Source organism: Acidocella sp., from assembly GCF_036489515.1.
Classification (GTDB): Bacteria; Pseudomonadota; Alphaproteobacteria; order Acetobacterales; family Acetobacteraceae; genus Acidocella.
In genome coordinates this window covers 12,585-38,194 of the sequence record NZ_DASXFO010000048.1, presented here as the reverse complement: position 1 = coordinate 38,194, position 25,610 = coordinate 12,585, and the positions used below count along the sequence as shown (strand labels likewise).

Genomic DNA, 25,610 nt, shown 5'->3' with positions numbered 1-25,610 from the left:
AGAAAACTTCCCAGTGTCATATGAATGGTCAAACTTACCAGCTTAGCCGGAGGCCCCCGCTTCCTGTGTAAGACGTATCGGCGCCGGCGACATCGCTCGAAAATTTTGAATACAGCAGAACATGCGTGCCGAGCTCCAAATTCACCCCCGCGTCGAACTGCCCGGAATCGCGCGGCGGCGTTGCTCCCAGATCAGTGAAATCATAACCCGGCGCAGAGATGAACGACGCGTTGACCGTGCGATAGGGGGAGAAATCATGCATCCAGGCGAGGCGTACCCAGGCGCCCAGCCCGCCGACATTCCCCACCGGCGTTGCGATATCGAACTGGCCGCCCAGGAAGGTCGGAACCGAGAAAACATCGCGCGAGGCGAAGCTCAGGCCAATCTGGCTCGGCGTGCCATTGCTCTGGGTTTCCGTATACGGGTTCGTGTTCAGCGATGTGACGCGTAGGGCCGCGAACGGCGTGAAGCCGAGCACCCCACTGTGCATCCGCCAGCCGGTTTCAATTTGTCCGCCTACCGAATTGCTTGCATATTGCGCATTCAATTTTTCTGAAAAGCCTGGAATCGCGGGGACCGGCGTGCCGCTGAGCGGGGGCGGCGTGCTACCCGGAATGGCGGCGCTGCGATATTCGTTATCGCCATAGGTGCCAAAATCCAGGGTTGTTTCGACATAGGCGTGCTCCCCCGCCCAGGCGGCGTATCCGGCGATATTGGTCGTATACACCCTGCCTGTGGTGAGGCGGTCCGCCACCGTATAGGACGAGGTACCGCCCGCCAGAGCCATGCCGATGACAACGTGCGGCGTGAACCACTTATCCATGCCGACAATCGCCGCCGAACTGTCAGATTGGACACCTGCCGAACCCGTCGAGGCCTGCCCGGCGACGAAGGAGCTGGAGCTGTAACCCGAAGACCAGAAATGCACATGGGGCGACCAGGGGGACGTGTTCTGTGACGGCCCCCCATCGGCATCATTGTCCGACATCTCGGTGCTCAGCTGCGCGCCGATCGAGGAGATGAGTTCGCCATCCGCGTCAAATGCAACCTGCTCGGCAGCCGCCGTACCCTCGCCGGACAATTGATCGTAAACCGACGCCAGATCCCTAACATTCGGCTGATAGAACAAGGCCGCCGCGATGGGCACGAATGCCGGCGAGATACGGTCCGTTTCAATCTCGTTAATGGCGGTGCCGACCGAGTTCTCGTTGCGGTTCAGCCCTGCGGGGGAATAGTTGATGACATAGTTCAGATCGACGTCGTCGGCATTCGGGTAGATCAGCGTATAGGTCGCCACAGCAGATGGCAGCGCATCGAGGCTCAGGCCCGCATGGCCGGTGATGCCCTGTGCCGCATCCACCAGCACCGCATCGTGCGAGCCGGTCTGTGCGTCACCCGGATTGAGCACGTTGATGATCTCCGTGCCGGAGACATTGGCGGTCCCTGTGGCCGTCAACTCATCGGAGGTTTCGCTGAGCAGGTCGAGATCGACGCCCGCGACGCCGGACGCCACTTGCACGAAATTACCGGTGAGGTCGGTCGTCGCCACATTCTCGTAAACACCCGTCGACAGCAGCCCGGCATTGGTGAAAGTGCCGTCACTGCCAAGATCAACCGTAACACCAGCATCGAACAGCGCGCCGGCCGCGTTGTTCAACGCGTTGGTGCCGCCCTCCAAATCCACCGAACCGACCATCAGGTTGTCGTTGTTCACCGTGTTATTGCCGCCGCTCGCCCGCACAGCGTAGCCGTCGATGCCCAGAACGCTTGTGATGATGCCCGCATTGTTCAGCGTATTGTTGTCACCGCCCAGAATTTCAACGGCAGCACCCTGCGCGCTGCCGCCTTCGATCACGCTGTACGTGCTTGCGGAGGGGTTGATAATGTTGATGGTAATATCGCCGGCACCGCCAGTGGCCGCACTTTGTCCCAGCACAGCGATGGAGTTCGCGCCGGAGGCGATCAGGTCACCCGTCTGGTTGATTTCCGTGGCGGCCGCGGTGCCGGCACCCTGGGCAGTGCCACTGAACAGAAACGCGCCAACCTGGCCGGCCGGGTCAGTCTGCAAGCCGACCGCGCCGCCGCCGCCGCCGACGCTCTGGCTGTAGAGGGCGATGTCGTTATCCCCGGTCATGACGATGGCACCGGCGCTGTTATCGACAGTGACGGTGCCGCCATTGCCGGTGTTATCGCTGTTCAGGGCGAGCGTGGTATCGCCGCTGCCCGGGGTTACGAGGCCGCCGCCGCCGCCAACCGATTGTGCAAAAATACCGACGGAATTGTTGCCCTGGATTTCGATGAGCCCGGTATTGGTGACCTGGACATTGCCGCCATTGCCGATGGCACCTCCGGAACCGCCCAGCGTGACGGTTCCCCCGCCGCCCACCGAGCCCGCCGTGCCACCGCCGCCACCCACCGATTGCGCGAGGATGGCCAAGGAATTGTCGCCGGTGATGTCGATGGTGGCGTTGTTCGTGACCGTAACGGCGCCGGCATCGCCCGCAGCCGCACCCGAGCCGCCGAGCGTGATGGAGGTCGCAGCACCGTCGGCGACGGCCAGCGCCGCGCCGCCATTACCGCCACCGCCGCCCACCGACTGCGCGAAAATCGCCGTGGATTCGGCGCCGGTTGCCACCAGAAGAGCCCCCGTCTCATTGGTGACCGTTACAGCGCCGCCATTGCCGCCCGTGCCGCCATTGCCGCCCACCGTGATGTCGCTCGCATCCGCAGCGCCGCCATTGCCGCCGCCGCCGCCCACCGACTGCGCGAAAATCGCCTGGGATTCGAGGCCCTGGGTTTCGATCTCACCAAAATTATCGACCGTGACCGCGGCGCCATCGCCGCCGCTTCCGCCGGCACCGGATGTATCGTTACTGCCAATGACGGATGAAATCAGCTCCGACGCCGTCGTCGCCTCCCCGCCGCCACTGCCGCCGCCGCCACCCACGGATTGCGCGAAAATGCCGCTGGACAGGTCGCCTGTCAGGAGGATCGTTCCGGCGGCCTGGTTGGTGACGGAAACGGCGCCGCCATTGCCGCTGCTGCCGCCCGATCCGCCAATGGCGTAGAAACCTTGCGCCGATCCACCGTTACCGCCGCCGCCGCCCACGGATTGCGCGTAAATGCCATCCGCCGCGACACCTGCGGTGAGGAGGTCACTATCGTTAGCGACGTTGACGGTCCCGCCATTGCCAGAACTGGCACTGGCGCCACCGATGGCGACCAGCCCCGCGGCGCTGCCGCCGCCCGCGGCCGTGCCACCGCCGCCGCCCACGCTCTGCGCGGCGATCGCATCCGCCGCAGCCCCTGACGTGGCGATCTCCCCGGTGTTCGAAATATCGACCTCGCCCCCATCGCCATTGTCGCCACCGGCGCCACCGACAGAAATCGCCCCCAGATAGACGCTGCCGCCCGTGCCACCGGAGCCGCCGACGCTTTGCCCGAACACCCCATCAGCATCGTCCCCTTGCGTGACGATGAGCGCTGCATTGTCGATCGTGACCAGGCCGCCATCGCCCGAGGCGCCGCCAGCGCCGCCGCCACCACCGATCACGAGATTGCTCAGGGTCGATAATGTGCTGCTGTCGCTGCCGACATTCCCGCCATTGCCGCCACCACCACCGATCGATTGTGCCAGAACGCCATCCGACCCCAGACCCGTCGTATCGATCGTGCCGGTGGCGGCATTGTCCACGGTAACGGCATTGCCGCTGCCGCTCGCCGCGCCGTAGCCACCAAGGGCAAGGCCGGAAAGCGAAATGCCGCCGCCATTGCCACCACCACCGCCAACCGATTGCGCGAAAATCGCGTCAGAAAATCCGCCTTCGGTCTCCAGCATGGCATCGTTGGTCACCGTCACGGTGCCAGCGCTACCTGAGGCGCCGCCAAAGCCACCCACCGCCAGCAAGGCGCCGGCACCGCCGCCATCGCCGCCGCCGCCGCCAACCGATTGTGCGGCAATCGCATCGGAGAGATCGCCCGTGGTGAGAATGTTTCCGCCGGTACTGTCGGCGATGGTCACATCGCCGGCATCGCCCGCCGCGCCGCCAAAGCCGCCCAGGCTGGCCAGGCCGGTAATGCCGGAATTGGCCAGACCGCCCTGGCCGCCGCCGCCGCCCACGGACTGCGCCAGGATGCCATCGGAACTCACGCCCGTGGTTTCCATCGCCCCGCTATTCGTCACGCCCACCGCCGCGCCATTGCCGCCCTCGCCGCCAAAACCGCCGACGGAGAATTTGCCCAGGGATGTGAGCGTGCTGGACGTGCCGGCCGCCGCCTTTACCGCCGTGAGCGCAGCGCCGGTGCCGGTCGCGATCTGCGACGAAAACAGGTCGTTTACGCCAATGACCCCATTGCCGCCGATCCCGCCGCCGCCGCCCACACTCTGCGCAAAAATGCCTTCGGCGGCATCGCCGGTGGTGACGATGGTGCCGGTGTTGGTGACCTGCACCGTGCCGGCATCGTTGCCGGTTCCGCCTTCGCCGCCCACGCTCGCCTGCACATTGACGCTGGGGTTTTGCTGCTTTTGGCAGTCGTCTCCAGTGCAGGGCACGGCAAGCTGAAGGGAGATCGTATTGGCATTGCCGCCGGTGCCGCCGCCGCCGCCCACGGACTGCGCCAGAATGCCCACAGACCCCGAACCGGAGGTGGAAATGCTGCCGGCCTGACCGACCATGACATCACCGGCTAGATTGCCCGAACCGCCCAAGCCGCCGACCGAGACCGCGAGGTTGACGGCCTTGCCGGTCGCCGAAGTGCCGGCGCCGAGCAGGCCGGTGATGGCGCCGCCGCCACTGCCGCCGCCGCCGCCGATGCTCTGCGCGGAGATGCCGTCCGCATTGGCGCCATAGGTCGTGAGCGCCCCGCTATTCGTGACATTCACATCGGACGCCGTGCCGCCGGAGCCGCCGAGGCCGCCAAGGGTGAGGCCGACATTCACATTGGTGGCTTCGCCCACCAACCCGATGGCGCCGGAAACCGCGAGGCCGCCATTGCCGCCGCCGCCGCCGATGCTCTGTGCCTCGATGCCATCCGAATTCATGCCGGTGACGACATTTACCGTCTGCGTCGTCAGCACCGGGCTACCGCTCGACATATCGACGACCGTTTCAGTCTCCGGCGTGACCGTGCCGGTGGTGATATCGCCTGTGTTGTTCACCGTCACTGTGCCGGCACTGCTGCCGGGGCCGCCGAACCCACCAACAGACGCGGCAATCTGCTGCGCGTCGGTCCCGCCGATCGAACCCGCAACGCTTATGCCGCCATTGCCGCCGCCACCGCCGATGCTCTGCGCCAGGATGCCCACCGACTGGTCGCCCGCGGTGAAAATATCACCCGTGCGGGTGACCGAGACATCGCCGCCCTCGCCGCCGGCACCACCGATGCCGCCCACCGAGGCGGAAATCACCGGGAGACTACCGGAGCACGCGTCGCATGCGTTGATCGAAGCGGAAACGCTCAACCCGCCATTGCCACCGCCACCGCCGATCGATTGCGCGATCACCGCATCGGCGTCGGCGCCTTCGGTCACAAGCGTGCCGGTTGAAGAGACCGCAACCGCGCCGGCATCAGCCCCCGAGCCGCCTAAGCCCCCCAGGGAGGCCGACAGGTTGACGCCTTCTTCACCCTCGTCCGCAAGAGTCCCGGCGAAGCTGAAGCCGCCATAACCGCCGCCGCCGCCGATGCTTTGTGCGAGAATAGCGCTGGAGCCCGTGCCTTCGGTCAGGATGTTATCCACGCTATCGACGGCCACATCGCCCGCGCTGCTGCCCGCACCGCCAAATCCGCCGACGCTCAAGCCCACGGAAGCTTCGGCATCAACCGTCGCCGTGAAAGAGCCGGAAAACCCGCCATTGCCACCACCACCACCGATGCTCTGCGCCTCGATGCCATTGGCGCTGCTCCCGGTGGTCTCAATGGTCGCAGCCGTGGACAGCGTGCTGCCGAGATTGCTGTCAACCGTCACATCAGCGCCGGTCCCGCCATTGCTGCCCAAGCCGCCAACCCCCACCGACAGGCCGGTACTGCCCAGGGTGAACGAGCCGGACAAAGCGAAACCGCCATCGCCGCCGCCGCCGCCGATCGACTGCGCCAGAATCGCATCGGCATTCTCACCGGATGTAGCGATCGCCCCCGTGCTGGCGACCGAAACCGTCCCGGCATCGCCGCCGCCGCTCAGCGCCGCGCCACCGACCGTCAGCGAACCTGCGCCGTCGTCAGCGCCCGACAGGCCGATGGTGAAACCGCCATTGCCGCCGCCGCCGCCGATCGACTGCGCCTCGATTCCATTCGAGAGATCGCCCGTCGTGGAGATATTGTTGTCACTGCTCACGGCGACATCGCCCGACGCTCCACCGCCCGCGCCAAAACCGCCGACCGTGAGGGCGAGCGTGCCACCTTCCAGATCGGCGCCCAGCGTACCGGCAAAGCCGCCATTGCCGCCACCGCCGCCGATCGATTGGGCCAGGAGACCATCGGACTCATAGCCTGAGGTCACCAATGTCGCGCTGTCGGGTAAATCGCCCGAAGCAACGCCGTAACTATCGAGCGTCACCGCCCCGGCACTTCCGCCGCCATTGCCGAAGCCGCCAACCGAGACGCCCAGATCGCCCCCCTCCAGCGCCAGGCTCCCGGACAAGGAGAAGCCGCCATTGCCGCCGCCGCCGCCGATGCTCTGCGCGGCAACGCCATCCGCATAATCACCCGCCGTCTGGATCAGCCCGGTCGAGCTGACCGACACCGCTTCGGCATCGCCCCCGGTGCCGCCAGCACCGCCAACGCTGACCGAACCGGCCAATTCCGATCCGCCAGCCACGCCGATCGAAAAACCGCCATTGCCGCCACCGCCGCCGATGCTCTGCGCCAGAATGCCATCGGACAGATCGCCCGTCGTCGCGATGTTGTTCAGGCTGGCCACCGTCACGGTATCCGCGTCACCGCCACCCGCACCCGCGCCGCCAACCGCAACGCTGAAACTGCCACCTTCGAGATCCGCACCCAGCGCACCGGCAAAGCCGCCATTGCCGCCGCCACCGCCGATGGATTGGGCCAGGAGACCATCGGAATCATAGCCTGAGGTCACCAATGTCGCGCTGTCGGGTAAATCGCCCAAAGCAACGCCGTAACTATCGAGCGTCACCGCCCCGGCACTCCCGCCGCCATTGCCGGAGCCTCCAACCGAGACGCCCAGCGCGCCACCGTCCAGCGCCAGGCTCCCGGACAGGGAGAAGCCGCCATTGCCACCACCACCGCCGATGCTCTGCGCGGCAATGCCATCCGCATAGTCACCCGCCGTCTGAATCAGCCCGGTCGAGCTGACCGACACCGCTGCGGCATCGCCGCCAGTGCCACCAGAACCGCCCACACTGACCGTACCGGCCAGTTCCGACCCGCCAGCCACGGCAACGGAAAATCCCCCATTGCCGCCGCCGCCGCCGATGCTCTGGGCCAAAATGGCGTCAGACAGGTCGCCTTCCGTTTGGATGTTATTATAGCTGGCCACCGTGACCGAACCGGCATTCCCGCCGCCCGCCCCGGACCCGCCAACCGAAACACCGAACGCGCCACCCTGAAACGCCACGCCGAGGCTGCCCGCGAAACCGCCATTGCCGCCGCCGCCGCCAATCGATTGCGCATCGATCCCATTGGCGGCGTAGCCTTCGGTCATCAGCGTGTCCGCCGTGGGCAGCGCATCCACGGTTGGAACGGCATCGCTGGTGACCGTGACCGCGCTGGCATCACCACCTGCCGCGCCTGAACCACCAACCGCAACCGCAAGGCTGGCAGCCCCCGTCGTGAGAGCGCCGGAAACCGCGAAACCGCCATTGCCGCCACCACCGCCGATCGATTGCGCGGCGATCCCGTCTGCATAATCCCCCGCTGTCGCCACGGACCCCGTCGACGTGACCGTCACCACCCCGGCATTACCGCCGCCAGCCCCGGACCCTCCAACCGCGACCGCCGCCGCCCCACCCAGAGCCTCGAACGAACCCGACCCGGCCAGAACAACCGAATCACCGCCATTACCGCCGCCGCCGCCGATGCTCTGCGCCGAAATGCCGTCGGAATTATTCCCCAGCGTGACGATGTCGCCGATGCTGGCGACACTGACCGCGGCGCCATCACTCGCGGCACCGCCGCCGCCGCCAACCGAAACATCAATCGCGGCCAAGCCCCCTAAGGAGAGATCACCCGAAAACCCGCCATTGCCGCCGCCGCCGCCGATGCTCTGGGCCAGGATGCCGGCCGAAGAATCGCCTTCCGTCAGAATGTTATCGGCATAGGTCGAATCACCGCTCTCCACGGTCACCGCACCGCCGTCACCGCCGTCACCGCCGGTACCACCCAGGGCAACGCCGATGGTGCCCCCGGCGCCCAAAGACACGCTGCCCGCGAGCCCGCCATTGCCACCGCCACCGCCAAGGCTCTGCGCATCGATGCCAGTGGAATTGTTCCCCATCGTCACGGTGTTCCAGCCGCTGCCATAATCGGCCACGCTGATCGTCGCCCCGCCGCCATTTTCGGCGATGTCCACCGTGCCGGCGTCCTGCCCTGCCCCGCCGTCGCCGCCAATCGTTATGCTGCCGGACGAAAGCCCCAGCGTGCCACTTGCCGCAAAGCCGCCATTACCGCCGCCGCCGCCGATGCTCTGCGCCAGAATGCCGTCAGCGTTATCGCCTTCGGTTAAAATAGAACCTGTATCCGACACGCTGACCGCATTGCCAGTACCGCCGCCGCCGCCCAGTCCGCCGAGGGACACGGCCAGCGCGCTCCCCTGGGAGCCGGATATCGCCACGGCAAAACCGCCATTGCCGCCACCGCCGCCAATGGATTGCGCCAGTATCCCATCTGAATCATCGCCCAAGGTCGCTATGTTACCAGTACTGCCGACCGTAACTGTCCCGGCATCGCTCGCCGCCCCGCCATCACCGCCGAGGCCAAGGCCGATCGCCGCTTCGCCACCCACCGTCAGGGCGCCGGAAAACCCGCCATTGCCGCCACTGCCGCCAATGCTCTGCGCCAGGATCCCGGCAGAGGACGCCCCCTCCGTGAGGATATTATTGGCATAAAGACTGTCACCGCTGGTCACCGTGACATTGCCACCGGCACCGCTGCTACTGCCCGCGCCGCCCAGCGTGGCCTCGGCACCCGCCGACGCCGAGACCACCAGGCTGCCGGAGACCCCGCCATTGCCGCCGCCGCCGCCAACGCTCTGGGCGGCGATCCCGTCTGAATCATCACCCTCGGTCACAGTGTTCCAGCTGCCGCCAACATTCGTCACGCTGAGCGACGTGCCGCCGCCATCGGCGGTCACGGAAACATCGCCTGCATCCTGGCCGCTGCCGCCCTGGCCACCCAGGGTCAGCGCGCCCGACGTCACCCCTAGGCTGCCGGATAGCGCGAACCCGCCATTACCGCCGCCGCCGCCGATGCTCTGCGCCAGAATGCCGTCTGAATCGTTGCCCGCCGTTAAAACCGACCCGGAATCGGCCACTGTCACCACATTGCCGGTACCGCCGCCGCCGCCCGACCCGCCAAGGCCGACCGTCAGCGCGCCACCAGCAGAGCCGGACGCCGCCACGCTAAAACCGCCATTGCCGCCGCCACCGCCAACGGATTGCGCCAGTATCCCATCCGCATCGTCGCCCAGCGTCACGATATTGCCGATGCTGTCGACCGTAACCGCCCCGGCATCGCTACCGGCGCCCGCATCACCACCAAGTGCGACGCCAACCGCCGCCTCGCTGCTCACCGTCAGCGCGCCGGAAAACCCGCCATTGCCGCCACTGCCGCCAATGCTCTGCGCCAGAATCCCGGCGGAGGACGCGCCCTCGGTGAGAATGTTATTGGCGTCAGTGCTGTTGCCGCTGGTCACGGCGACACTTGCCCCCGACCCGGCGCTGGCACCGCTCCCCCCCAGCGTCACCCCGGCTCCGGCCACTGCCGAGACCACCAAGGTACCGGAGAACCCGCCATTGCCACCGCCGCCGCCGATGCTCTGCGCGGCAATCCCGTCAGACTCAGCGCCCCCGGTCACGGTATTCCAGCCCGCCCCATAGCCGGCAACACTCGTGGAATCGCCGCCCCCATCGGCCGTCACCGTCACGCTCGCAGCATCCTGGCCACTGCCACCATTCCCCCCCAGCGACACGGCGCCCGATGCCAAACTCAGCGCGCCGGAGACCGCAAAGCCGCCATTGCCGCCACCGCCGCCGATGCTCTGCGCGAGAATTCCATCCGAATTGCTGCCCGCGGTTAAAATCGCCCCGGAATCAGTGACATTGACCGCGCCCGCTTGGCCGCCGCCGCCGCCCGCACCGCCCAGGCTCAGAGCCAGCGCTCCCCCGTCCGCGCCCGACGCCGCCGCGCTGAAGCCGCCATTGCCGCCGCCACCGCCGATGGATTGCGCGAGAATTCCGTCTGAATTGCTGCCCAATGTCACGATGTCGCCGATGCTGTCGACCGTCACCAGCCCGGCATTGCCGCCGCCAGACCCATTACCGCCGATGGCTGCCCCCACCGCGTCGCCGGCGCTCAACGTCAATGCGCCCGAGAACCCACCATCGCCGCCGCCGCCGCCGATGGATTGCGCCAGGATACCTGCCGATGAGGCCCCTTCGGTCAGGATATTGTTGGCGTAGCTGCTATCACCGCTGGTGACCGTGACGCTGCCCGCATCTCCGCCGCCACTCCCGGAACCGCCGAGCGAGACCCCGGCGCCCAAAGCACCGGCCAGATCAATCGTGCCCGAAAGCCCGCCATCGCCGCCACCGCCACCGATGGATTGCGCCTCGATCCCACCGGAATTCGCGCCGTACGTCACCGTATTCCATTCGCTGCCATAGCCGGTGACCGTGCTTGAGGCCCCACCGCCATCAGCCGTCACCGAAACGGCACCGGCCTCCTGCCCACTGCCGCCAGACCCGCCGAGTGCCACCGCACCCGAAACCACGCCGGCACTGCCGGAGACCGCGAAGCCGCCATTGCCGCCGCCGCCGCCCACCGACTGCGCCAGAATGCCCGCCGAATTGTCGCCCGATGTCAGAATCGACCCCGAACTGACCACGGCCACGTCATCGCCGCTGCCACCGTCGGCGCCCGCTCCGCCCAACGTCATGGCCACGCTGCCGCCGCCAACCCCGGCGGCGATGGCGAAGCCGCCATTGCCGCCACCGCCGCCAATGCTCTGCGCCAAAATGCCGTCGGAATTATCCCCGGACGTCGAGATGTTGCTCAGGCTCCCCACGGTGACAGTATCCGCAGCCCCGCCATCGCCGCCCGTGCCGCCCAGCCCAACCGAGACAGCGGCGAGACCGGCCGACGCCGTGAGGGTCGACCCGCCATTGCCACCGCCACCGCCAATGGATTGCGCCAGAATCCCATCGGAGCTGTTGCCCGAGGTATCCAGCGAACCTTTGGTATCCACCGTCACCGTTCCGGCCGTCCCACCGGAACCGCCAGAACCGCCGCTGCCCAATGCAAACCCGATGGGGCCCACCGCGGCAGAGGCAGCAAAGCCGCCATTGCCACCGCCACCGCCGATCGATTCCGCGACGACCGCGGTGGCATTATTGCCCAGGGTGGTGATGTTATAGCCGTCCGCCAGCGCGGCATCGGTATTATCCAGCAGCACCGCGACATTGCCGCCATTCCCGCCGGTCGAACCGCTGCCCCCCAAGGCGGCACTAAAACCCAGCCCGGCGCCAATCGCGTTGCCGCCATTGCCGCCGCCGCCGCCGATCGATTCCGCCAGAATGCCGATGGAATTATTCGAGCTGGCATCGGCGCCGGTGGCGATGTTGCCGCCATTGGTGACGGTCACCGCCTCGCCATCCGCGCCGCTGCCACCGCTGCCGCCCACGGCAAACAGTCCGCTACTTTCACCACCATTGCCGCCACCGCCGCCAATGGATTGCGCCAGGATCCCGACACCCCCGGCACCGGTTGCCTGCAAAATGCCCGTATTGGTCACCTGCACCACACCGCCGGTCGTGGTGCCAGAGCCGGTGCCGCCCAGCGCGATCAGCCCCGAAGAATTGGAACCGTTGCCGCCGCCGCCGCCGATGGATTGCGCGACAATCGCGTCTGACCCGGCGCCCGAGACGGTCACGTCCCCGGAATTGTCAACCTGCACCTCGCCGCTGCTGCCGCCACCACTGCCACTGGCGCCCAGCGCGACGAGGCCCGTGCTGCTGCCGCCATTACCGCCGCCGCCGCCAATGGATTGCGCCAGGATCCCATCTGAATCGGCACCCGAGGTGCCGATGATCCCTGCATTCGTGACCTGAACCCCGCCGCCATCGCCACCGCCCGCGCCAGACGATCCCATGGCCGCGATGCCGGTGCTGTTGCCACCATCGCCGCCGCCGCCGCCGATGGATTGGGCGAGAATGCCGTTGGAATCAGTCCCCAAGGTGCTGATCGAACCCGTCGCGGTATTCGTCACCGCCACATCCGCCGCGTCGCCGCCCCCGCCGCCGCTGGCGCCGAGAGCGACCAGGCCACCACCAGCCCCGCCACTGCCGCCAGTGCCGCCGATCGACTGTGCCAGGATGCCATCGGCCGCGTTCTGCTGGGTCGCAATAATCCCGCTATTGGTAACGGTGACATCGCCGGCATCGCCACCGACCGAGCCATCGCCAGGATCGCCGACGATACCGTAGCTGCCGCCGCCAGACCCTGACCCACCGCCCAGGCTCTGGGCGAGAATGCCGTTGCCCCCGTCGCCGCTGGTCTGGATGTTCCCGTAATTGGTGACTGTGACCGAACCGCCTTGACCAGGAGCCGCCCCGCCGCTGCCGCCAGTTGAATAGACATAGCCAGTGCCGCCAGACCCGCTCTGGCCACTGCGGCTTTGCGCGAATATGCCGTCGGAATTGGCCCCTGTGGTGATGATTGTGGCGTAGGATGTGCCATCGACGGTGCCGCCGACGCCCGCGGCGCCGCCGTTCGCGCCGGTTATATTAATGCCGTACCCGTTGCCGCCGGAGCCGCCATTGCCGCCCACGCTTGAAAAAACGATCCCAGGCAGGCTGGCCGAAACCGTCGAAATGGGTCCCGAGCCGGCATAGACTGTATCGCTGACGGGCCCGCCATTGCTGCCATTTCCGCCCGAGCTGGGGCTGTAGCCAATGGTGGCACAGCCCAAAAGCGGTATACATACGCTGATGCCGCCGCCGTCACTCCCGTTCGAACCATTATTGCCGACGCTCGAATCAACCACATTATTCACATCGCCGCTGGCCGCCGGGAAACTGAAAGACGACGTGCCCGATCCGTTGCTCCCCGCCGCCGGCGTTGTCCCGGCGGCATTCAGCGCTGCCGTATCGTTGACCACCACGTTCTGGGCCGAGGTGACATTGCTCAGGTTGGTGAGTGTAACGCCGGTCACCACTGGCGGCGTGCCGGTACTCAGGGTCACCGCCGTAACGGTGTACACCGCCGAATTGCCCGAGGCATCGACACTCGTAAATGTCTGGCCAACCGAGGTTGCCAGCAGAATATAATTCCCGTCATTGGTGACAACCGCATAGTTGCCAACCAGCTGCGTAACGGTCTCTGCTTGTCCTGTGTCTGGGTTGGTGATGCCTTCACCGACCGTATAAACCGGAATCGCCGGTACCGGCGGCGGGGTTGTCTGAGCCCAGGCCATGGCGGGAAACGCGGCCCAAAAAAGCAATGTCAGCCGAAGGGACCGCGGTCGCAGGACCGCCGTGGCAAACGCCAGGATGCCGTTCATAGATCGTTACGCTAAACGCGATAGCCAGACGGGATCTGACCCTTGCCAACACGTCACCGGATCCGTATCGCAATCACAGGTAGTCTTAGCCATCGCGCAAAAATTCCCTTGGTTGCGCACCCTTAAAGCCGATGCACGTACTTTCGATTTTGCAATGTCTAGATAAACCCTAACGGACGTGTTAGGCTGCGCGTCTCAGGTTCATAATAAATTTCTAGACTGAACGTCTCACCTGAAAACCGCCTCCCGCCTTGGACGTAAGTGGCCGTTGCCAAGCAAGTAAATATGACGCATCGCAATTAATAATGACTTCGAATTGGAATTGACCATGGCCGTTCAACAGGCACCTCATCTTACCGCCGCGCGCCATCAGGAAACTGTGGCGCAGGGGACGCTGGCCTCCTACTCGACTGACTCTGTCCCTGCTGCCCAGCGCGCCGATTACTGGTACGATCAAATTCTCCACCGCCGTTTGGATGCGGTCCGCCTGCTTGACGAGAAGACGCCATTCAATGCCCGCCTCACCCGGCTCTTGGGTGACGGTACGGAGTTGTTGCAGCACAGTGCCGACTCTTTGGATGCGCGACGCGCGGCGCTGCCGAACCGACTCATGCGATGATATCTGCATCGACTTCATGGCCATCTCGACTCGCGCCTCCCTCAGCCATGCAGGCGCGCGACGGATGAATGCGGGCGATATGATTGTTATGGACCTCGCCCAGCCCGTGCAAATGCACCGCACCAGACACCAGATGATCAGTCTCTTTCTACCACGGAACCGCGTGCAGGCCGTGATCGGCGATCCCGCCGGCCTGGCGGGTTTGCAGCTGGCTCCTAACGGGCTTGCGGCTATGCTGCGGTCGCATATGCGGGCGACCATGGATCAGGCGCATCGGCTGCAACCCGCACAGCGCGTTATGGCCGTGAACATGGCAACCGAGATGGCACTGTCCATCCTGCAGGTTGAAATGCAGGGGAGAAATGATATCGCGCAATTTGCCACGGGCATTTGTCAGGCCGCGAAACTATTGATCGATCGAGAATGCAACGACCCCAATTTGACGCCGCAGCGCGTCGCCAGTGCTTTGGGGTGTTCGCGTGCCGGGTTATACCGCGCGTTCGCTGACCAGGGGCAGAGTATCGCCGAGATGATCTGGGCCGCGCGAGTCGCCCGCGCGAAGTCCATGCTATTGTCTTCCGATTACCTTAATCTGCGGGTTAGTGAGATCGCGTTTCTGAGTGGTTTTACGGATCAGTCAACTTTTAACCGCATGTTCAAGCGAACCTATGGCCTGCCCCCCGGCGAAATGCGCCAAACCCGCTAAAGCGCACAAATAAAAAGCCCGCCGGCCTGGCGGGCTTTTTACCAAAACGGCCACTGGTCTCGCCCGCGCAGGCCGCGCTGTTGTCAGCGTGCGCTGAGCACGGCGACCTCGTCCGCATAGGCGAGCGGCGCGTCGGTCGCCGCCTGCAGCGCCTCCCGGCTCAGGCCCTCGGCAATGCCGCGGACCACGAAGCCGCGCCCCGGCACCACATCGATGATCGCCATGTCGGTGTAGATATTGGTCACCACCCCCTTGCCGGTGAGCGGATAGGTGCAGGCGCTCAGCAGTTTCGGCCTGCCGTCCCGGGCGAGGTGCTCCATCACCACGATCACCCGGCGCGCGCCCACCACCAGGTCCATCGCACCGCCGATGCCCGGAATGTCGTCCTCGGCACCGGTCGACCAGCTCGCGATATCGCCGTTCATCGCGACCTGGAAGGCCCCCAGAATGGTTGCGTCCAGATGGCCGCCGCGCATCATTGCGAAGGAAAGCGCCTGCTCCACGATCGAGGAGCCGCGGACCAGCTGCAGCCGCTGCTTGCTGGCATTGATGAGATCCTCGTCGCCCTCGTCGCCCTCGGCCAGGCCCTCAAGGCCCAATATGCCGTTCTCGCTGTGGAGAACGATCTCCTTCGCGGGGTCGAGATATTTGGCGACCAAAGTGGGGATGCCGAGGCCGATATTGATATAGCTGCCGGGGGCGATATCCGCCGCGGTCAGTTGGGCGACGCGGTCGCGGCTCAGTTTCGGGGGGACGGTCATGTCAGGCATCCTTCCGCACGACGCGGCTGATGAAAATTCCAGGGGTGACGACGGATTCGGGCGGGATCAGGCCGAGCGGCACGATGTCGTCGACCTGCACGATCGCGGTTTTCGCCGCCATGCACATCACCGGGCCGAAGCCGCGCCCGGCCAGGCGATAGGTCAGGTTCCCCCAGCGATCCGCGTGGTAGCCCTTGACCAGCGCGAAATCGGCGGCCAGCGGCTCTTCCAGCACAAACCCCTTGCCGTCGTAAATGCGCTGCTCCTTGCCCTCGGCGACGCTGGTGCCGTAGCCGGTCGGCGTGAAGAAAGGGCCGAGCCCGGCGCCGGCCGCGCGCATGCGCTCCAGCATGGTGCCCTGGGGGATCAGCTCCAGCTCGATCCTTCCGGCGCGGTAGAGTTCGGCGAACACCACCGAGCCGGAGGATTTCGGATAGGAGCAGACCATCCGGCGCACCCGGCCGAGCGCCAGCAGCCGGGCGAGGCCGGTCTCGCCGGTGCCGGCATTATTGCTGATCACCGTGAGGTCGCCGGCGCCGTGCGCGATGAGCGCGTCGATCAGTTCGCGCGGCAGGCCGGAATCGCCGAAGCCGCTGATCATCACCGACGCGCCGTCGGTGATGGGCGCGACGGCGTCGCGTAGGGTTGGAGCTATCTTGTTGATCATGTCGGTACCTCACTCGGTGCGGTCATAAGGGATCCCAGGAAAACACGTCCTCGGAACGGTCGTGGGGGACGAACTGCGCGCTGAGCGCCGGCAGTGCCTGGTCGGCGATGGCCTCCGGCGTCCAGCCGCCATCGCGATGCACGCTGCGCACCGGCCGCGGCTGCGAGAACAGGAACAGTTCATTACCGCGGCTGCCGAAGATCTGGCCCGTGACGTCGCGCGCCCGGTCAGAAGTGAGAAACACTGCGAGCGGCGCGTTTTTCTCCGGCGTCATCCGTCGCAGATTTTCGACCCGCGCCTGCTGCTCTGGCGTCTCGGCCGGGATGGCTTCGGTCATCCGGCTCCAGGCGAAGGGGGCGATGCAGTTCGAACGCACGCCGAAACGGTGCATGTCGAGGGCGATCGATTTCGACAGCCCGGCGATGCCGAGCTTGGCCGCGGCGTAATTGGCCTGGCCGAAATTGCCGATCAGTCCGGAAGTCGAGGTCATGTGCACATAGGCACCGGATTGCTGCGCGCGGAAATACGGGGCCGCCGCACGCGCGACGAAGAACGAACCGTTCAGATGCACGTCGACGACCGAGAGCCAGTCTTCCGGCGCCATCTTATGGAAGATCTGGTCGCGCAGGATGCCGGCATTGTTCACCACGATGTCGATGCGGCCGAAATGGTCGAGCGCGCAGGCGACGATGCGCTGCGCCGACTCCCAGGATGCGACGCTGTCGGTGCTGAGCGCCGCCGCACCGCCTGCCGCCTCGATCAGCGCCACGGTCTGCGCGCCTGGTGCTGCGGACCCCGCCCCCGCGCCGGACAGGCTCGCGCCGACATCGTTGACGACCACACGGGCGCCGGCCGCAGCCATGGCGCAGGCAATCTCCCGCCCGATGCCGCCGCCCGCACCGGTCACCACCGCCACCTTGTCCTGCAACATCATCGGTGCGCCCCCCTCATTGCGAGATATACCGCTCGCGCAACAGGCGCGACGGCAGGCCGATCAGCATGATCGTGGTGCCGATCACCATGCCCAATGCTACGGTATAGAAGCCCACATCGAAACTGCCGGTCACCTGGCGTGTCCAGCCGATGATGTTGGGCGCCACCAGACCGCCGATCTGACCAATGCTGCTGATCAGTGCGATGGCGCCGGCCGAAGCGGATTTCGACAGATAGGCGGTGGGGATCGACCAGAACAGAGCGACGCCGGAGAGATAGCCGATCGACAGCACACCGAGCAGCAGCAGCGCAAGCAGCCAGTTATGCGCGACCGAGGGCAGCAGCGCGATCGCCGCCGCCGCGGCAAACACGCCGAGCCCGAAATGCCAGCGTCGCTCCAGCTTGAGATCGGAATGCCGGCCGATCAGGATCATGCCGACCGCGCCCACCGCATAGGGCACCGCGGAGAGCAGCCCGACGGTCAGCGTGTCGGAAATGCCGGAATTGCGGATGATGGTGGGCGACCAGTAGTTCATCACCGAGCCGCACCAGGCCAGCACGAACCATGCGGCGGCCGCGGCATAGAGGCGCGGATCGCCGGCGGCACGCAGGAAGGAGCTATGCTTGGTGCTCTGCCGAGCGGTCGTCTCGATCGCAAGATTCTCGATCACCAGCCGCTTCTCTGCTTCTGTCAACCAGTCGGCCTGCTCCGGCCCGTCGCTCAGGCAAAAGAAGGCGGCGATGCCGACGATCACCGGCGGGATGCCCTCGATCAGGAACAGCCATTGCCAGCCATGCAGCCCGGCGAAACCGGAGAGCTTGGTCATCACCAGCCCGGAGACCGGACCGCCGACGATGCCGGAGACCGCGATCGCCAGGATGAACATCGACATGATCCGCGCGCGCAGCGCCGAGGGAAACCAAAGAGTCAGGTAAAACACCACGCCGGGGAAAAAGCCCGCTTCCGCGATGCCGAGCAGCACACGCACGATATAGAGCTGGGTCGCGTCGCGGACGAACAGCGTGGAGATCGAGACCAGCCCCCACAGCACCATGATGCGCATCATCGTGCGGCGCGCGCCGATGCGCTGCATCAGCAGATTGCTCGGCACCTCGAACAGCACGTAGCCGATGAAGAAAATGCCGATGCCGAAACCGTAGGAGGCGACGCTGATGTGCAGGTCCTGGCGGAACTGCAAAGCAGCGAAGCTGATATTCACCCGGTCCATATAGTTCAGCACGTAGCACAGGAACAGGAAGGGCACGGTCCGCCATAGCACTTTGCGGTAGACCGTTCCCATCTCCGCGGAAACCGCCATGCCGGCCGCCTTCTCCTTTTCGATCCATTGCATCTTGGTTTCCCCTTCGTTCGATTATTGGTTGCTAAAGCGGCATGGCTTGAAAGCGAGTCGCGCCAGCAAGGCTGGCGCATGACTGTAGTAAAACCATCATGCTTTAGAGCGTCGCCGGTGTTCCGAAGATCGCCGTGCACTGGCTCGACAACACGCCGCCATTGCCGTGGGCGAGCGCGATGTCATGCTTGGTGACCTGGCGCGCGCCGCATTCGCCGCGCAGTTGGCGGATGCATTCAATCATGGCGAGCAGCCCGTACATGCCCGGATGGCAATAGGAGAGGCCGCCGCCATTGGTGTTGACCGCGAGCCGGCCACCCGGCGCGATGCCGCCATCCTGCACGAACGGCCCGCCCTCGCCCTTGGCGCAGAAGCCAAGGTCCTCAAGGAACAGGATCGGCGTGATGGTGAAGGCGTCGTAGAGCAGCGCGACATCGACATCGCTGGGGCCGAGCCCGGCCGCGGCAAAGGCGCGCGGTCCGGAGACCCGCGCCGCGGTTGCGGTGAGATCCGCCATGCCGGAAATCGAGCCGTGCCCGATCGCCTCGCCGGTGCCGAGCACATGCACCGGCATCCGCCGGCAATCCTGCGCACGCGCGGCCGAGGTGACGATCATCGCGCCGCCGCCATCGAGCACCAGACAACAATCGCGCACGGTCAGCGGGTCGGAGACCATGCGGGCGGAGAGCACCTCCGCGCGGGTGAGCGGCGTCTTCTCCCAGGCCACCGGGTTGAGCAGCGCCCATTGGCGCGCCGCCACCGCGACATCGGCGAGTTGTTCGCGCGTGGTGCCGTATTGATGCATGTGCCGCGCCGCCGCGAGCGCATAGGCGCTGGCCGGCATCAGCGGCCGGAACGGCGCCTCGTAGGGATTGAAATCGGTGGGCGAGGCCATCGCGCGCGACACCGAGCGCTGCGTGCTGCCATAGGCGATCAGCGCGACCGAGCAGAGGCCGCGCTCGATCGCCGCCACGGCATGCGCGAGATGCGACATGAAGGACGAACCGCCGATCTGCGTGCCGTCAATATAGCGCGGGTTGAGACCGAGATATTCGGCCAGCATCATCGGCGCGAAACGCACCTGCGCGCTCGCCGCGAACACGCCGTCAATATCACTGAGCGCGAGCCCGCAATCCTCGAGCGCGCGGATCGTCGCCTGCGCCATCAGATCCACCGGACTCATCGCCGGCCCGACGATGCCGAGATCGGATTCCGCGACGCCGACCACCGCGGCCGCGCCGCGCGCGAACGCGCTCATCGTGCGTCCTCCGGCGGCAGTCTGTCGAAGACCGGAAACGGCGTGCCCGCGGCGTCCCGCGCGATGCGCACGCGCACGCGCAAGCCGATCGCGACCGCAGCGGGGTCGATGCCCTCAACCCGGCTCATCAGCCGGAAGCCCTCATCCATGTCGATCAGCGAGACATTGTAGGCGGGTGCATCCTTCGGATGCACCGTGGTCGCCGTGTAGACGGTGCCGAGCCCGGCCGAGACCTCCCAGGAGAGCGCCGCCCCCGAGCCGGGCGCCGCCACGCGCGGGAAGAACACCGGTGTGCCATCCGGCGCGCGCTGGAAGGCGAGCACGCCCTGCTCAAGATGGTCGCGATAGAGCGCGAGCGGTGCGGCGGGAACGGCCATCAGCGCGCTTCCAACATACGGTCGACCATCTGCGGCGCGAGGCCTAGATAGCGCGCCGGATCGCAATGTTGGCGGATTGCCTCGACCCCGCCGAGCGCGTCGCAAATCTCCGGCACGCCGGCCAGCACGTCGGCGAGCTGAAGCTGCTCGGTCGCGGCGATACGGCAGGCGTCGTAGATCACGTCGTGGGCGTGCTGGCGGCCAAGCTTGGGCGCGGCCGCCATCATCACCGCCTCGGCGACGATCAGCCCGCCGCTGATGTCCAGATTGGCGCGCATGCGCGGCGCATCGACGACCAGGCCGGGCAGCATGAAATTGGCCTGGGCGAGCGCCCCGGAGGTGAGGATGAAACTCTCGGGGATCGCGATCCACTCGGCATGCCAGGGGCCGGTCGCGCGCTCCAGATCGTGGATCATGCCGTCGAGCATCAGCGCGACATGCTGGCGCACGGCCTTGGCGGCGGCGAGCATCAGCTCGGAGGAGATGGGGTTGCGTTTCTGCGGCATGGTCGAGGAGGCGCCGCGTCCCTTCACGAAGGGCTCGGCCAGTTCGGCGAATTCGGTGGTCGCCATCAGCATCACGTCGGTCGCGATCTTGCCGAGGCTGCCGGTGACCAGGCCGAGAAAGCCGACCGCCTCGGCGAAGCCGTCGCGGGCGACATGCCAGGTGGCCGACGGATGACAGAGGCCGAGTCGGTCGCAGAACGCCGCCTGCACCGCGAACCCGTCGGCACCGAGCGAGGCCAGTGTGCCGGCGGCGCCGGCGAGCTGGCCAACCAGCACGCGCGGGCGCAACTGCGCGAGCCGCTCGCTGTGCCGCTCGATCATCGAAAGCCAGACCGCGGCCTTGTAGCCGAAAGTCACTGGCAGCGCCTGCTGCAAATGGGTGCGCCCGGCCATCGGCGTGTCGCGGTGGCGACGCGCGAGGTCGGTCAAAGCCGTACGCAGCGCAGCGAGCTCGGCCTCGATCAGGTCGAACGCCGCGCGCAATTGCAGCACGGTCGCACTATCCATGATGTCCTGGGTGGTCGCCCCCCAATGCACATAGCCGCCGGCGTCGCCGGCCGCCTCGGACAGCTGATGGACGATCGCCAGGATCGGATAGCCGGTGATCTCGGTCTGGTGGCGCAGCCGGTCGAAATCGACCTTCATGGCGCGCGCGGCGGCCTCGATCTTGGCCGCGGCCTCCGCCGGGATCACCCCGACATCCGCCTCCGCCAGCGCCAGCGCCACCTCGACCTCGAGATAGCGGCGGACCAGCGTCTCGTCCGAGAATACGCTCCGCATCGCCTCGGTGCCGAACATGTCGCGGAAAATCAGTGACTCGGTCACGGTGCTTGGCATGGTTTCCCTCTTCTCCCAACGGTCGGCCAACACGCCACCGCCTCTATTTGTTCGTACCTATATATAAACCAATACATCCGTTCAAGTGCATATGTTCGTACTTATTGTCATTGAAATTCTTCGCGCGCTTGCTTAAGGGTGTATTTTGCATCGAGATATTACGGGGAAGCTGAGTTGCAGACGCGCTGGGCCATCATCGCGAAGCTGCTGGCGCAGCGCATCATTCAGGGCGCGTATCCGGTCGGAACCGTGCTTCCCAACGAAACGGATCTTGCCGAACAATTCGGCGTCAGCCGCTCGACCGTACGCGCGGCACTCCGGGAGTTGCAACAGTCCGGCATGATCTCGCGCCGGCGCAATGCCGGCACCCGGGTCGAATCCCCCCACCCGCTGCGCGGCCCGGAGAGCTACAACCAGACCATCGCGACGATCGAGGACGTCGTGCAATTCGGCGCGCAGACCAACCGGCAGGTGCAGGAGATCGCGACCGAGATCGTCGACGACCGGCTCGCCGCCCTGCTCTGCTGCCCCATCGGCCAGAGCTGGCTGCGCGTCTCCAGCCTCCGCACCACGCCGGGCCAGGCCGCGCCGCCCCTCTGCTGGACCGATGTCTATGTCGCTCCGATCTTCGCCCCCTTGGTGCGCGAGCGGATCGGCTCCTATCCGGGTCTCGTCAGCACGTTGATCGAGGAATTCGCCGGCCACCGGACGGCGGAGATCCGCCAGCGCATCACCGCGATCGGCGTACCCAAACATCTGGCCGGACCGCTGGCAACCAAGCCCGACGCGCATGCGCTGGAGATCACCCGCGCCTATCTCGATGCGAAGGAGCGTGTCTTCATCCTCAGCCGGAGCGTCCATCCGGCGGGGCGGTTTTCCTATGAAACGCGTCTCCAGCGGCAGTCACCCGCGAATGGCGTCTACGCGACCGGCAAGCCCCCGGGCAGTGACCCAGTAAATTAGTCCGACCGCAGCGCGCATTTTTGGGCACGATCCCGGCCACGCGACCTGCACATCACGCCGCCACCACGTTAGCGACTGTGGCGTTCCATCTGTTCCGATGGCAATGCCTGTTCGGCGATTTTTGCCGTAATCACCGGCTTGTCCGCTCTGATGATGGCATAAATACCGGCTGCTAGGGCGCCCCCAACCAGGGGAGCCACGATGAACAACCATAGCTGGGCAATCGCGGCACTACCCGCAAACAGTGCCGGCCCAATGCTTCGCGCCGGATTGACGGAAGTATTGTCGACGGGAATCGAGACCAGGTGGATCAGCGTCAGGACGAGGCCGATCGCCAAGCCGGCAAAGCCAACCGGCGCCTGCACGTCGGTCACACCGAGAACCGTGATGACGAGGAAAGCCGTCATGATCACTTCACAAAGAAATGCCGCCTCCATGCTGAATTGGTCAGGCGAACGGATGCCGTATCCATTGCTGCCGAAGCCGCTCCCCACGGCGCTGAAATGCGGCTGACCGCTGGCGATTAAAAACAATATGGCGGCGGCGATCATTCCACCTATGATTTGTGAAAGCCAATAGCCCGGGACCCGCGCGGCGGGAAACTTTCCACTAAGGTACAACCCAAAAGTGACCGCAGGGTTCACGTGACAACCGGAAATTGGACCGATGGTATAAACCATTGCGAGCAATGACAGGCCAAACGCAAAGGCTATGCCCATGAATCCGATATGACTCCCGGCGAGTACCGCGCTTCCGACCCCACCCAGGACCAGAACAAAGGTACCCACCGCTTCCGCAATATACGCCTTCATAAGGACCTCCTTATTTTTGCACGGAATATCGAAGCACATTATACACGCAAAATTGCGATCGTTTTCACGCCACACGCAAAAACGCGAAGAAAAATGTGATCGAATCAGGAAGCGACAACAGGCATCTTAGCCATGGCGCATGTGTATCTTATCGTCGACAGGCGCTCTGGTGGCGTGGACATCATGCCACGGGCCGAGGACATGTGACCTACGACCGCCTCCGTTCTCACCAATCGACAACAAAACCACGGCACCGAGACAAACTTAAGAGGTAGGCCGAAAGATCTACGAGCGCCCTGAATTCCTCAACGGCCTTTCCGTGCACCGGCGCCTTGCCTGAAACGTGCTCGCTCATGGTGCCTCCCGCAACGACGTCCTCGGCGCTTCATCGCCGATCGACTGATCGCTGCCGATTGTGAATCGACCATCAGATCCCGTCTGCGCTTGGGCGAGTATGTTTCCCTCTGCCCCTGGTCTGTATTTGCTATTTTCCAGAAGAGTTCTTGATCCTTTCACCAGCTTAATTCCAGACCCGAGATCAGGTAGCCTGAGGCTGCGTACGTCCTCTGTTTTCGGGGTGCGCGGAAACGACCGGGATGAAGGCATTTCAGACATCCCGGTGGCGGAGTTACCCTGCCAGCGCGATACCGAAATGGTCGAGATACGGGCGGAATCCGTCGGTCAACATGTCCATTTGGATTCCAAAACGGCCGAGCATGTAGCGCTGGTGCTCGGGGTAGCCCCCGCGCGGCTTGGCCTCGATCTCACCGCGAATGGCTTGCTGCGCCGCTGCGCTGAACGGAATGTCGAAATGCCCGTAGACGCGCCGGATCGTCCCGAGCGGATCGGCCGTGAGATCCTCGTAGCGGAGATTGATCTTGCGGCTCTCGGGCACCGAAGCCTCCCGGTCAAACGCGACCAGCCGGTGCGCGCCTTCGATCCAGCGCTCCACCACCTGCCGGCCGATCTCAACCGGGTCGATGTCGTGCAGGAATGGCCGGCGAAGCACCTCGGTCAGGTGTGCGACCGAGGCGAAGACGCGGATTGGATCGCGATGGACGATGACGAAGCGCGCATCCGGATAGGCACGCAAGATTTCCGGCAGAGAGAAAGTGTGATCCGGGCATTTCAGCACCCAGCGCCGCGCGGCGAGGCCCTGCTGGAGGCAGATCAGGAACTTACGGTGGAAGGCGAAGGCATCATCATGCCCATGCCGCTCCAGCCAGTTCAGGTAGGACGGCACCCGGAAGGTCGTATCGAAGCGCAGGCTCTGGAACACATGCGCGGTGATCTCGCTGCATTCCTGCGGCGAATCCGCATCGATCGGGTGCATGGCACTAAATTCCGGGGTGAAACCCGCGAACATCCGGAGCTGCCTGTTGACCGCGCGCACCGCCTTGTCCTGTCGGGGATTGAAATCCACTGGCCGTGGCACTGGCTCGATGGTCTGCCACACGCGGGGTACGAGGTTGTCCGGATCGGCAGCAAGCAGCGCATGGAGGAAGGTCGTGCCGCTACGTGGAAGCCCGAGAATGAAAAGCGGCGCCTCGATCTGGTCCGTGCCGGCGGATGCCGCCTCGGCCGCGACCCGCTCCGCATACGCCGCGTTACGCAAGAGGCGCTTGAGGTCCCAGCTGACGGAAAGCTTGCCGAAGCCGGTGAGGCGCGATTCGTGATCGAGTGCGTCGAGCAGCTGCCGCAGTCCCGTACGGCCGGCCTCGGTCGAGGGCGCCGGGCCGAGCGCGCGCGTATCCAGTGAGCCGGGAGACCGCAGGACACCGAGCCGAGCGCCGACCTCCATCGCCGCGAAGGCGGTGCGGAAGCCGATCGACTGCCGGTTGGCGTCGTCGGTTGTCTGTCCGGCCAGGTCGGAAGGGACCTCGTCTCCCATGCCATTTTGTCTCCCTGTCTTCTCGTTAAGCGGCCAGCTGCAGCGCGACGACCAGGATAAAACCGTTTGTTTTTGTTGACATACCGGTAGTCTTGTTCGGGAGCGCAGGCAAGGATTTCGGTTCGGACAGACTGGCTTGACGCGATAATCGGCACATTGCCGCACCTGAAATGTTCCCGGCGGCTTTTTC

General features: G+C 65.4%; 13 protein-coding genes. 3 read left to right on the top strand and 10 right to left on the bottom strand.

Translation table 11 applies throughout. The annotated features are described in order from the left end of the window. Positions 1-34 precede the first annotated feature (34 nt). On the bottom strand, positions 35-13,651 hold the full coding sequence (locus VGG47_RS07490) for a hypothetical protein (RefSeq protein WP_331537051.1): 13,617 nt from the start codon (positions 13,649-13,651) through the stop codon (positions 35-37). A 415-nt stretch (positions 13,652-14,066) separates the two neighbouring features. On the opposite strand from VGG47_RS07490, the gene VGG47_RS07485 reads away from it, so the two are divergent. Both VGG47_RS07485 and VGG47_RS07480 read left to right on the top strand, forming a co-directional pair. Beyond that, positions 14,067-14,357 (top strand): hypothetical protein, encoded by a 291-nt coding sequence (locus VGG47_RS07485; protein ID WP_331537049.1) that lies wholly within the window; start codon positions 14,067-14,069, stop codon positions 14,355-14,357. A gap of 16 nt (positions 14,358-14,373) precedes the next feature. After that, positions 14,374-15,063 (top strand): helix-turn-helix domain-containing protein, encoded by a 690-nt coding sequence (locus VGG47_RS07480; protein ID WP_331537046.1) that lies wholly within the window; start codon positions 14,374-14,376, stop codon positions 15,061-15,063. 83 nt (positions 15,064-15,146) lie between these two features. On the opposite strand, the gene VGG47_RS07475 is transcribed toward VGG47_RS07480, so the two are convergent. From VGG47_RS07475 to pcaB, 7 genes are all read right to left on the bottom strand, one after another. After that, positions 15,147-15,824, bottom strand: coding sequence for a 3-oxoacid CoA-transferase subunit B (locus VGG47_RS07475; RefSeq protein ID WP_331537044.1), 678 nt, complete (start codon positions 15,822-15,824; stop codon positions 15,147-15,149). Between the two features lies 1 nt (position 15,825). After that, positions 15,826-16,491: a 3-oxoacid CoA-transferase subunit A gene (locus tag VGG47_RS07470; protein ID WP_331537042.1), complete on the bottom strand. Its 666-nt coding sequence runs from the start codon at positions 16,489-16,491 to the stop codon at positions 15,826-15,828. A 22-nt stretch (positions 16,492-16,513) separates the two neighbouring features. Next, positions 16,514-17,425, bottom strand: coding sequence for an SDR family NAD(P)-dependent oxidoreductase (locus VGG47_RS07465; protein WP_331537040.1), 912 nt, complete (start codon positions 17,423-17,425; stop codon positions 16,514-16,516). 13 nt (positions 17,426-17,438) lie between these two features. Continuing rightward, positions 17,439-18,776 (bottom strand): MFS transporter, encoded by a 1,338-nt coding sequence (locus tag VGG47_RS07460; protein ID WP_331537038.1) that lies wholly within the window; start codon positions 18,774-18,776, stop codon positions 17,439-17,441. A 103-nt stretch (positions 18,777-18,879) separates the two neighbouring features. Continuing rightward, entirely contained in the window at positions 18,880-20,034 is a 1,155-nt protein-coding gene (locus VGG47_RS07455; RefSeq protein ID WP_331537036.1) for a thiolase, read from the bottom strand. Next, positions 20,031-20,411 carry a Zn-ribbon domain-containing OB-fold protein gene (locus tag VGG47_RS07450; protein ID WP_331537034.1) on the bottom strand — a complete coding sequence of 127 codons (381 nt, stop codon included), beginning with the start codon at positions 20,409-20,411 and terminating at the stop codon, positions 20,031-20,033. Before VGG47_RS07450 ends, VGG47_RS07455 begins: the two co-directional genes overlap by 4 nt. Then, positions 20,411-21,754 carry a 3-carboxy-cis,cis-muconate cycloisomerase gene (gene pcaB / locus VGG47_RS07445; protein ID WP_331537032.1) on the bottom strand — a complete coding sequence of 448 codons (1,344 nt, stop codon included), beginning with the start codon at positions 21,752-21,754 and terminating at the stop codon, positions 20,411-20,413. The genes VGG47_RS07450 and pcaB overlap by 1 nt, the downstream gene beginning before the upstream one ends. Before the next feature lie 174 nt (positions 21,755-21,928). On the opposite strand from pcaB, the gene VGG47_RS07440 reads away from it, so the two are divergent. Continuing rightward, complete coding sequence (locus tag VGG47_RS07440) at positions 21,929-22,717, top strand: GntR family transcriptional regulator (protein ID WP_331537030.1); 789 nt, start codon at positions 21,929-21,931, stop codon at positions 22,715-22,717. Between the two features lie 68 nt (positions 22,718-22,785). On the opposite strand, the gene aqpZ is transcribed toward VGG47_RS07440, so the two are convergent. Further along, the gene (aqpZ, locus tag VGG47_RS07435) at positions 22,786-23,529 is read right to left on the bottom strand and encodes an aquaporin Z (protein WP_331537028.1); all 744 of its coding nucleotides are present in this window, start codon (positions 23,527-23,529) and stop codon (positions 22,786-22,788) included. 628 nt (positions 23,530-24,157) lie between these two features. Next, entirely contained in the window at positions 24,158-25,420 is a 1,263-nt protein-coding gene (locus VGG47_RS07430; RefSeq protein ID WP_331537026.1) for a sulfotransferase family protein, read from the bottom strand. Positions 25,421-25,610 lie beyond the last annotated feature (190 nt).

Coding starts and splice junctions, on each gene's coding strand:
- VGG47_RS07470 (WP_331537042.1), bottom strand. CDS start 16,491: ATGATCAACAAGATAGCTCCAACCCTACGCGACGCCGTCGCGCCCATC.
- VGG47_RS07430 (WP_331537026.1), bottom strand. CDS start 25,420: ATGGGAGACGAGGTCCCTTCCGACCTGGCCGGACAGACAACCGACGAC.
- VGG47_RS07475 (WP_331537044.1), bottom strand. CDS start 15,824: ATGACCGTCCCCCCGAAACTGAGCCGCGACCGCGTCGCCCAACTGACC.
- VGG47_RS07480 (WP_331537046.1), top strand. CDS start 14,374: ATGGCCATCTCGACTCGCGCCTCCCTCAGCCATGCAGGCGCGCGACGG.
- VGG47_RS07460 (WP_331537038.1), bottom strand. CDS start 18,776: ATGCAATGGATCGAAAAGGAGAAGGCGGCCGGCATGGCGGTTTCCGCG.
- pcaB (WP_331537032.1), bottom strand. CDS start 21,754: ATGCCAAGCACCGTGACCGAGTCACTGATTTTCCGCGACATGTTCGGC.
- VGG47_RS07465 (WP_331537040.1), bottom strand. CDS start 17,425: ATGATGTTGCAGGACAAGGTGGCGGTGGTGACCGGTGCGGGCGGCGGC.
- VGG47_RS07455 (WP_331537036.1), bottom strand. CDS start 20,034: ATGAGCGCGTTCGCGCGCGGCGCGGCCGCGGTGGTCGGCGTCGCGGAA.
- VGG47_RS07490 (WP_331537051.1), bottom strand. CDS start 13,651: ATGGCCTGGGCTCAGACAACCCCGCCGCCGGTACCGGCGATTCCGGTT.
- aqpZ (WP_331537028.1), bottom strand. CDS start 23,529: ATGAAGGCGTATATTGCGGAAGCGGTGGGTACCTTTGTTCTGGTCCTG.
- VGG47_RS07485 (WP_331537049.1), top strand. CDS start 14,067: ATGGCCGTTCAACAGGCACCTCATCTTACCGCCGCGCGCCATCAGGAA.
- VGG47_RS07450 (WP_331537034.1), bottom strand. CDS start 20,411: ATGGCCGTTCCCGCCGCACCGCTCGCGCTCTATCGCGACCATCTTGAG.